The 2859-nt window shown below is 69.4% G+C and carries 2 protein-coding genes (1 of these 2 cut by a window edge); both read right to left on the reverse strand.

Annotated features, from left to right (window positions below; all coding sequences use genetic code 11):
• The coding region (locus DI272_RS18005) for a DUF5010 domain-containing protein (RefSeq protein WP_146238347.1) at positions 1-2562 on the reverse strand (2562 nt) is incomplete at its 3' end.
• A 29-nt stretch (positions 2563-2591) separates the two neighbouring features.
• Positions 2592-2859 carry part of the coding region annotated (locus DI272_RS18010) for an RICIN domain-containing protein (RefSeq protein ID WP_146238438.1) on the reverse strand (this coding region is incomplete at its 5' end). The annotated region continues 234 nt past the right edge of the window, so 268 of the 502 annotated nt are shown.

A 2859-nucleotide genomic window follows, 5' to 3' on the forward strand; every position in this document is an offset into this window, starting at 1 on the left:
CGCGCCGCCCGCCACCGTCATGCACTTGCCCAGCGCCCGCAACGTGCCGTCCGAAACAGCCGTCCACGACTGGCTGCTGCTCGTCCCGCACGTGTTCAGCTGGATGGTCGAGCCGTCGGCGGCCACCTCCACGCACTTGCCGTTGTAGCCCGCGACACGGCCGGTGGGGCCCGTGGCGGCGTCCGCCGGGACCTTCCACTTCTGGCCCGCGTCGCCGCTGTTGCAGGACCAGATGATCAGCGGGTTGCCGTCCGTGGTGCTGCCGTTGGAGTTCTCCAGACACAGCCCCGAGAGGGCGTTGACCAGGTAGCCGTTGGCGGAGTCCGGTGTCCACTGCTGGGCCTTGGAGCCGTCGCAGGCGGCGATCTGGACCTTGGTGCCGTTGCCGGTGCCCTGGTCCTGGGTGGTCAGGCACTTGCCCAGGACGCGCAGCGACTTGTCGGGGGCGACCGTCCACTGCTGGGTCGTGGCGCTGCCGCAGGTGCTGAGGACGGCCTGGGTGCCGTTCGCCGCGCTGCCGCCCGCCAGGTCGACGCACTTGCCGCCCTGGCCGGTGATCTGGCCGGTCGCCCCGAGGGGGGCCGGGTCGGGGGGCGGGGCGGTGGTCGTCGCCGTCCAGTAGTTGGCGTTCAGCGAGCCGTTGGGGAACTCCAGGCGGACCGTGTGATGGGTGCCCGCCGGGAACTGGAAGGTGCCCGCGTCGACGGTGGTGTACGTCTGCCAGTCACCGGTGCTCGGCACGGTGACCGTCGGGCCGGGCACGCCGTCGACGACGAAGCGGAGCTGGGCGCCGGTGTTGGGGGTGGCGACCCGGGCGGAGAGCTTCACCGTGCCCTGGAGGGGTTCGCTGTTCCAGGTCAGGGTCTCCCCCGCGGCGATGTCGCCGACGTTCCAGCCGCCGCCGGTGTCGCCCGTGGGCTGAACGTCGATGTCTCCGCCGCGGTAGACGCCCCAGGTGTTGCCGGGGGTGGCTCCGGTGTACGCGTCCGCCGTCTCCGCCTCGATCTTGAGGTCGGTGGGGAACGGGTCGGTGGAGTACTGCCGGACGATGTCGATCATCTGGTTGGGGTAGTCGGTCAGGCGCTCCGCGTACGTGCCGTCGGCCGTACGCGCGACCATCGCGTTCTCCTCCCAGTCCGTGAAGCCCTCGACCAGGGTGATGTCCGCGCCGCTGTTGACGGTGGCGTCCAGCGTGCGGTTGAGGTGGTTGCCGTGGTCGGCGTCCATCACCATGTTCACGTCGTCGTTGACGACCCGGAAGCTGGGCGTCGCGACGCCGTAGGTGCGGCCGTTGACGGAGGTCGGGCGGCTGGTGAGGACCTTGAAGCCGTCGACGGTGACGGGCGAGGACACCTTGTTCGTCACCTTGATGGTGTGGGTGCCCTCGGTCAGCCCCTGCTTGTCGAAGACGGTCTGCTGTGTCTTCAGGGCGCTGCCGGACAGGGACACCGTGACGGGCGCGCCACCGTCGATCGACACGTCGACGCTGCCCTGGCCGCTCGCGGTCCGGGCCAGGTACTGCACGCCGGTGCCGATGAACGAATAGGTGACCGAGGCGCCTGCCGTGGACGTGCTCTGGTAAGTGTTCTTGTAGTCGCCGGCCCCGTCCGAGGTCTGGTAGTCCCAGGCACCGTCGAACTTCAACTGGCCGTTGTCGATGATGGGCTGGTACGTCATGTCGGACCAGCCGGCGGGCAGCTGGAACCAGTTGTTGATGCCGTCGATCTGCGAGATCACGCTGGGGTCCCGGTCGGGCCAGCTGCTGTCGACGACGTAGTACGGGTCGAGGCCGAACTCGGACTTCGCGTGGCTGCGGGCGTACTGGAGCAGCTTGGAGAGGTTGCCGTTGCCCTGATTGGTGAAGGCGAAGTCGTTGACGGACCACTCGTAGATCAGCGGGCGGCCGTCCACCTTGTAGAGCATGTCGGCGGGGACGCGGGAGAAGAACTCGCGCTGGTTGTAGTCCCAGAAGTACTTGTAGCCGCCCTCGCCGGTGCCGTCGGCGTCGCCGATGTCGAAGGCGGGGTCGTAGCCGCCGGTGTGGTGGACGGCCCGGTTCTTCTTGTCGGTGAGGGACGCGGGGGTGTCGTCCAACGCCGCGATCTTGAGCTTGTCGGCGACGCCGCGCCGCTTGATCGCGTCGATGAGCGGGGTGAGGGCGCGGGGGTCGCCGGCGCCGTCCGGGACGGCCTGGTCCGGGCCGAAACCGCGCAGGTCGACGGCGACGAAGTCGACGCCGGCGGTGACCAGTTCCTCGACGTAGTTGTCCCAGAAGGAGGCCGGGTCGTCGGCCTTCGGCTGGTACATGGGCTGGTTGTAGTTCTTGTTGACCGGCTGGTCGTAGGGGCCGCCCGCCATGGTGATGTCGGAGAAGCCGAAGGTGACGCCGAGGGCGCCGGTCTTGCCGGCGACCCGGCCGGGCAGGACGGTGCCGCCGTTCACCACGATCGGGGTGTCGGCCGTGGTGGCCGCCGTGGCCGTGGGGCTCACGGTCAGCGCCGCCAGCGTGGTGAGGGCCGCCAGGCCCAACGCGGGGGCGGAGCTGCGGTGTCTTCGCAACACGATGTTCCTAGGTGGGAAGGGGTGACTGATCAGGAGGGGAGTTTCCAGAGCTGGTTGGCGCTGGCCGCGCAGGTCCAGATCTGGAGCTTGGTGCCGTTGGCCGAGCTGGGGCCGGTGGCGTCCAGGCACTTGCCGGACTGACTGCCGACCAGTTGGCCCTTGGAATCGGACGTCCACTTCTGCGAGGTCGCACCCGTGCAGGTGGAGAGCTGGACCTGGGTGCCGTCCGCGGTCGCGCCGCCCGCCACCGTCATGCACTTGCCCAGCGCCCGCAACGTGCCGTCCGAAACAGCCGTC

Origin of the sequence: Streptomyces sp. Act143, assembly GCF_003143935.1 — a bacterium.
Classification (GTDB): domain Bacteria; phylum Actinomycetota; class Actinomycetes; order Streptomycetales; family Streptomycetaceae; genus Streptomyces.